Source organism: Streptomyces sp. NRRL F-5630 (genome assembly GCF_000719475.1).
GTDB lineage: Bacteria > Actinomycetota > Actinomycetes > Streptomycetales > Streptomycetaceae > Streptomyces.
Map to the genome: position 1 here is coordinate 21344 of NZ_JOGO01000075.1, position 6330 is coordinate 27673.

Sequence of the window (6330 nt, forward strand, 5' to 3'; positions counted from 1 at the left end):
GGGACGGGCGCCTCCGCGCGGCCTGCGCCGCGTCGGCCCTCGCCGCCGGGGCGGCGGAGGCGGGCTGTGCGAACCAGCCGTCGGCGCACGGCGGGGCGGGCCCCCGGCCACCGGCGGGGTGAGTCCCCGCTAGCGGCCCAGCACCCCCCGTACCACCTCGTTGGCGAACCGCCCCCGGGGGTCGAACTCCCGCGCCAGGTCCGCGAAGTCGTCCATCCGCTCCCACCGTCCCCGCAGCTCCCGCGCGGACACCGTGCTCACCTTCCCCCAGTGCGGCCGGGGAGCGAACGGCGCGAGCGCCGCCTCCAGGACCCCGCACACCGCCCGCACGCGCTCCGTGTCCGGCACCCACGTGAAGTGCAGCGCCACCGTCTCCCGCCCGTACGCCGGGCTCAGCCACAGGTCGTCGGCGGCGACCGTCCGCACCTCGCCGACCTGGAGCAGGGGCGCGATCCGCTCCCGCACCTCCGCCACCGCGCGCAGCGCCGCCACCGCGTCCGCCCGCGCCACGAGGTACTCGGACTGGATCTCCGCGCCGTTGCTCGGGGTGAACTCCGGCCGGAAGTGCGGCAGCCGCTCGTGCCAGGGGCCGAGCGCGCCGAGCTGCGGCGTGCACGCCGTCGCGTCCATGCCCGGCACCGGGTGGACGGGCTCCGTCGCGGGTGCCGCCCACGGGAAGTCGGGCGCGCCGGGCTCGGTGCGTTTGAGCCACACCTGCCCGAAGCGCGGCTCCTTCCAGTCCGTGAACAGGCTCACGCTGTGCGCCGCGCCCGTGATCGCGTCGAAGTGCGCCGCGAGCGTGTCGAGCGTGAGGCCCGTGAAGACGTCCTGGCGCACGAGGAAGGCGGGCACCACGTCGAGCGTCAGCGCCGTCACGACGCCGAGCGCCCCGAGCGCGACGACCATTCCGGCGAACCGCTCCCCGTCCGCCTCGCGGCTCAGGACCCGTACGTCCCCGTCCGCCGTGAGCAGTTCCAGCGCCCGTACCTGCGTCGCGAGCGAGCCCACCACGTCGCCCGAACCATGCGTGCCCGTGGCGACCGAACCGGCCACCGAGATGTGCGGCAGGGAGGCCATCGTCGGCAGCGCGAGCCCGTGCGTGTCGAGGACCCGCGCCAGCTCCGCGTACCGCACGCCCGCCCCGACCCGTACCGTCCGCGCCGCCGCGTCCACCTCGATGAGCGGAGCGAGCGCGCCGAGCGAGACGAGCAGGTCGTCCGGGGCGTCCACGTCCGCGATCCGGTTGAAGGAGTGCCCGCTGCCGAGCACGCGCACGCGCCGTTCGCCCGCGCCCGCCACGAGCGCGGCGAGCGCCTCGACCGAGTCGGGGCGCCGGAGCACCCCGGCGCGGAAGGTCTGGTTGCCCGCCCAGTTGCGCACCGGGCCGGGAACCGTGGCGGCCGGGTCGGCTTCGGGGGAGGGCGCGGCGGAGGTCTCGCTGTTCATCATCGGATCATCTCACCAGGAGTGTGCGGCGCTCCGCCCGCTTCCGCTCGCGGTAGTTTGCCGTCACGTCCCTCGCACCCCGCTCGAAGGGAGCCCCGTGCCCGCGCTGGTCATCGACCTCAACGCCGACCTCGCCGAGAGCTTCGGCCAATGGGAACTCGGCGACGACGAGGCCCTCCTGCCCCTCGTCACGAGCGCCAACGTCGCCTGCGGCTTCCACGCGGGCGACCCGCGCGTCATCCGCCGCGCCTGCGCGGGCGCCACGCGGCACGGCGTCGCGATCGGCGCCCAGGTCTCGTACCGCGATCTGGCCGGTTTCGGCCGCCGCTTCATCGACGTGCCGCCCGCCGAGCTGACCGACGACGTCCTCTACCAGCTCGCGGCCGTCGACGGCATCGCCCGCGTCGAGGGCGCGGCGGTGCGCTACGTGAAACCGCACGGCGCGCTCTACAACGCGATCGTCCACCACGAGGAGCAGGCGGCGGCGGTCGTCGCGGCGGTCCGCGCGTACGACCCCGCGCTCGCCGTGCTCGGCCTCCCCGGCTCCGCCTGGCTCCGGCTCGCCGCCGAGGCCGGACTGCGCACCGTCCCCGAGGCCTTCGCCGACCGCGCCTACACGCCCGAGGCGACCCTCGTCTCCCGCCGCCTGCCCGGCGCGGTCCTCCACGACGCCGACGCGATCGCGGAGCGCGCGCTGCGCCTCGCGCGCGGCGAGGAGATCGAGGCGAGCGACGGCAGCCTCCTGCGCCTCGACGCCGCCTCGCTGTGCGTCCACGGCGACACCCCGGGAGCGGTCGCCATCGCACGGGCGGTACGGGAGCGCCTGAGCGCGGGGGGTGTGACGGTGCGGGCCTTCACCCCGTGACGGGCGGCCACCGGCCCGCACCGCCGCCGGCCCCGGCCGGTACTGCCGTCGGTCCCCGGGCTCGCGCCGCGCTGCCACCGCCCCCAACCCCCGCCCGTTCCGCCGCCCCCGGCCCGCGTCCCGGCGCCCTGCGGCCGGTGCCTCCGGCACCGCTCCCGCCACGCCCGCGTTCCGTGCCGCCACGTACCACACCCGTCCGCTCGTGAAGGGTTGAATGCCCGTCATGCTCTTCCTGCCCTGCGCCGACCACGGCCTCCTCGTGGAACTCGACGACCGCGAGGCCGCCCACGCCCTCTACACCGCACTCGCCGCCGATCCGCCCGACGGCGTCGCCGACCTCGTGCCCGCCGCGCGCACCGTCCTGCTCCTCTTCGGCCCGGGAGCCGAACCCGCCGCCGTCGAGCGCGCCGTGCGCGCGGTGCGGCCCGCGCGCGGCGGCGAGGCGGCGGGCCCGCTCGTCCGCGTCCCCGTCGTCTACGACGGTGAGGACCTCGACGACGTCGCCGACCTCGCCGGGGTGAGCCCGCGCGAGGTCGTCGCGCTGCACACGGGCGCCGAGTGGACCGTCGCCTTCGGCGGCTTCGCGCCCGGCTTCGGCTACCTCACCGGCGGCCCCGCCGAGCTGATCGTGCCGCGCCGCGCCGAGTCCCGTACGCGCGTCCCCGCCGGAGCCGTCGGCCTCGCGGGGGAGTACAGCGGGGTCTACCCCCGTTCCTCGCCCGGCGGCTGGCAGCTCATCGGCCGTACCGAGCTGTCCGTCTGGGACGCCGGGCGCGAGCCGCCCGCGCTGCTGCGCCCCGGCGTCCGCGTCCGCTTCGAGGAGGTCCGATGACCACGCCGCCCCACCCGCCGAACCACCCGCCCGCCCCCGACGCCGAGGTGCAGGCCGCACTCGACGTCCTCGCCACGGGCCCGTTCGCGACCCTCCAGGACCTCGGACGCCCCGGGCTCGCGCCCATCGGGGTCGGCCGCTCCGGCGCCGCCGACCGCGCTTCCTTCGCGCTCGCCAACCGCCTCCTCGCCAACCCCGAGGACGCCGCCGGCATCGAGGCGACCCTCGGCGGGCTCGCCGTCCGCGCCCTGCGCCCGCTGCTCGTCGCCGTGACGGGCGCGCCGTGTCCCGTCACGGTCGACGACACCCCCGTCGCCTTCAACGCGCCCGTCGAGGTCCCGGCCGGCGCCGTCCTCCGCCTCGGCCGCCCGGTGAGCGGGCTGCGCACGTACCTGGCGGTACGGGGCGGGCTCGCGGTGCGGCCCGTGCTCGGCTCGCGCGCCACCGATGTCCTCTCCGGGCTCGGCCCCGACCCGCTCAGCCCGGGGACCGCGCTCCCCGTGGGCCCGCCGCCCGCCGCGCACCCGCAGGTCGAACTCGCCCCGGTGCCCGACCCGCCCGAGGGCGAGCTGACCCTCCAGGTCGTGCCGGGGCCGCGCGCCGACTGGTTCACGCCCGCCGCGCTCACGACGCTCCTGGAGAGCGACTGGGAGGTGAGCGCGCAGAGCGACAGGGTCGGGATGCGGCTCACGGGGCCCGCACTCGAACGCGCGGAGGGGAAGGGCGAGTTGCCGAGCGAAGGCATGGTGGCGGGCGCCCTCCAGGTCCCGCCGTCGGGCCGCCCCGTCCTCTTCCTCGCCGACCACCCGGTCACCGGCGGCTACCCGGTGATCGCCGTCGTGACGCGCGCCGACGTGGACCGCGCGGCACAGGCACGCCCGGGGCAACGGCTGCGCTTCGCGACGACGGTCGGGCCGGGACACGACGCGCACCGGCCTCGCACGCCGTAGGGGGTGTCGCCGAGGGCCCGGTGGCGTCCGCGCGAACTGGCCGGACCGCTGCCGGGCCGCCCCGGACCGACCGGAGGGGCCGCCCCGGGCGCGCTCGCGCGGGCTCCCGGGGCGCATCCCGCGGCCTCCGCGGGCGCGTCCTGCCGACGTATCCGGGTGCCCGCCCGAGTGTTCGGGACACCCCTAAGATCCGCATAAAAATCCCTGGTGTGAGCCGCAGGGGAGGGGGCACTCGCAGGACCGGAGGTTGATGACAATGGTTCCCTTGCTGCTGGTCCTGCTGCTCGCCCTGATCCTTTTCGGCGCCGGTTTCGCCGTCAAGGTCCTGTGGTGGGTCGCCATCGCCGTGCTGGTGATTTGGCTCCTCGGGTTCCTGGTGCGCCCGACGACGTCCGGCCGCCGAGGCCGCTGGTACCGATGGTGATCCCGAGAAACTTCCGTACATGCTGAGTGGGGCCAGGTGCCGTCGTGGCACCTGGCCCTCCCGCGTGCGGGCATGCTCCCGCAGCCCCCGCGGCACCCAGGGGAGAGCGCCGTCCCGGGCAGGCGTTGCTCACCGTTCCGGCGAACTGTGGCCGTTCGGGGGGAGTTCCCCGGGGCCGGGAACCCGCCTCGCGGCGGGTGGAGGCCGCACCCTCCCTCGTGCCGGGAGCCGCGCGGACCAAAACCGGTGCGCCCGGCGGCCGCGCACCACTCCGCACCTCGTCGATCTCGCCCCGCGCGCACGGGGGCAGCGGGCGGCCGCGCCGGGGGTCGTTCTTCCGGCGTCACGCGGCGTGTGCTTTCCGCCGGAAAAGCGGTGGCGCGGCCTCGACGCGGGTCGCTAGGGTCCTGTCCGTTCCCGCCGCGGCGTCCACGACGCCGTGGCTGCCGACTGTGCGATCAGGGAGGTGGCGACCGATGGCTGTCGTTGCGAAGGGCGTTGCCCGCATCCGGAAGTTCGTCAAGTACACCTCCGTGGCCGCCGGCTGACCAACACCACTTCCGCGCTCGTGCGCGCGGTGCCGGGGCCACCCCTGTGAAGGGTCACCCCTTGTCTTCCTCCTCTCCTCAGCACCCCCTGTCCTCGCACCCCCTCGCTCCCTACGGATGGGACGAGGAGTGGGGCGAGGTCTTCGCCCCGTACGCCGCCGAAGGGCTCGTCCTCGGGCGAGTCGTCCGGGTCGACCGCGGGCAGTGCGACCTCGTCACCGCCGAGGGCACCGTCCGCGCCGACACCGCGTTCGTCGTGCCCCGGGACCCGATGAAGGTCGTCTGCACCGGGGACTGGGCCGTCGTCGACCCGGCGGGCGCCGACCCCCGGTACGTGCGGACGCTGCTGCCGCGCCGTACCGCCTTCCTGCGGTCCACCTCCTCCAAGCGCAGCGAGGCACAGGTCCTCGCCGCCAACGTCGACTTCGCCGTCGTCGCCGTCTCCCTCGCCGAGGAACTCGAACTCTCCCGCGTGGAAAGGTTCCTGGCCCTCGCCTGGGAGTCCGGGGCCACCCCCGTGCTCCTCCTCACCAAGGCCGACCTCGTGCCCGATCCCGAGACCCGCGCCCATCTCCTCGCCGACGCCGCCTCGGCGGCTCCCGGGGTCGACGTGCTCGCGGTCAGCGGGGACACGGGGGAGGGAGTGCCCGAGCTGCGGCAGGTGCTCGCCGGAGGGACCTCCGTCCTGCTCGGCCGCTCGGGCGCGGGCAAGTCCACGCTCGCCAACGCTCTCGCCGAGGCCGCGCACCTGCGCGTCCAGGCCGTCCGCGACCAGGACGGCAAGGGACGGCACACCACCACGACCCGCAACCTGGTCCCCCTCGCCGCCGGAGGCGTCCTCATCGACACGCCCGGACTGCGCGGGGTGGGCTTGTGGGACGCCGGGAACGGCGTCGGCCAGGTCTTCGCCGAGATCGAGGAGTACGCCACCGGCTGCCGCTTCCTCGACTGCGCCCACGAGACCGAGCCGGGCTGCGCCGTCCGCGAGGCCGTCGAGAACGGCACGCTCCCGCAGCGCCGCCTCGACAGCTACCGCAAGCTCCAGCGCGAGAACACCCGCATCGAGGCCAAAGCCGACGCCTTCCTGCGCGCCGCCCAGCGCCGCGAGTGGAAGAAACGCGGCGCCGAGGGCCGCGCGGCGATGGACCTCAAGCGGTACGGGACCGTCCCGGAGCGGGGGCGGAAGGGACGTCGCTGAGACGGGGCGGGGGCGGGGCGGGGGGAGGCGGGGGGGGGGGGGGGGGGGCCCCGCGGCGCCGCCCCCC

At 76.3% G+C, this 6330-nt stretch carries 6 protein-coding genes; 5 read left to right on the top strand and 1 reads right to left on the bottom strand.

Annotated features, from left to right (window positions below; all coding sequences use genetic code 11):
* Nucleotides 1-129: 129 nt before the first annotated feature.
* On the bottom strand, nucleotides 130-1380 hold the full coding sequence (locus IF99_RS0125545) for an FAD-binding protein (protein WP_030999792.1): 1251 nt from the start codon (nucleotides 1378-1380) through the stop codon (nucleotides 130-132).
* 163 nt (nucleotides 1381-1543) lie between these two features.
* Here IF99_RS0125545 and IF99_RS0125550 point away from each other — a divergent pair, with 163 nt between their 5' ends.
* The 5 genes from IF99_RS0125550 (at nucleotide 1544) to rsgA (ending at nucleotide 6263) form a co-directional block, all read left to right on the top strand.
* Nucleotides 1544-2311 carry a LamB/YcsF family protein gene (locus tag IF99_RS0125550; protein WP_030999794.1) on the top strand — a complete coding sequence of 256 codons (768 nt, stop codon included), beginning with the start codon at nucleotides 1544-1546 and terminating at the stop codon, nucleotides 2309-2311.
* Nucleotides 2312-2534: 223 nt separating this feature from the next.
* Nucleotides 2535-3143, top strand: coding sequence for a 5-oxoprolinase subunit B family protein (locus IF99_RS0125555; protein ID WP_030999796.1), 609 nt, complete (start codon nucleotides 2535-2537; stop codon nucleotides 3141-3143).
* A complete protein-coding gene (locus IF99_RS0125560) occupies nucleotides 3140-4093 on the top strand; it encodes a biotin-dependent carboxyltransferase family protein (RefSeq protein WP_030999798.1) in 954 nt (317 codons plus the stop codon). Before IF99_RS0125555 ends, IF99_RS0125560 begins: the two co-directional genes overlap by 4 nt.
* A gap of 256 nt (nucleotides 4094-4349) precedes the next feature.
* Nucleotides 4350-4517, top strand: coding sequence for a hypothetical protein (locus IF99_RS0125565; RefSeq protein WP_030999800.1), 168 nt, complete (start codon nucleotides 4350-4352; stop codon nucleotides 4515-4517).
* 609 nt (nucleotides 4518-5126) lie between these two features.
* Entirely contained in the window at nucleotides 5127-6263 is a 1137-nt protein-coding gene (rsgA, locus tag IF99_RS0125570) for a ribosome small subunit-dependent GTPase A (RefSeq protein ID WP_030999802.1), read from the top strand.
* Nucleotides 6264-6330: the final 67 nt, after the last annotated feature.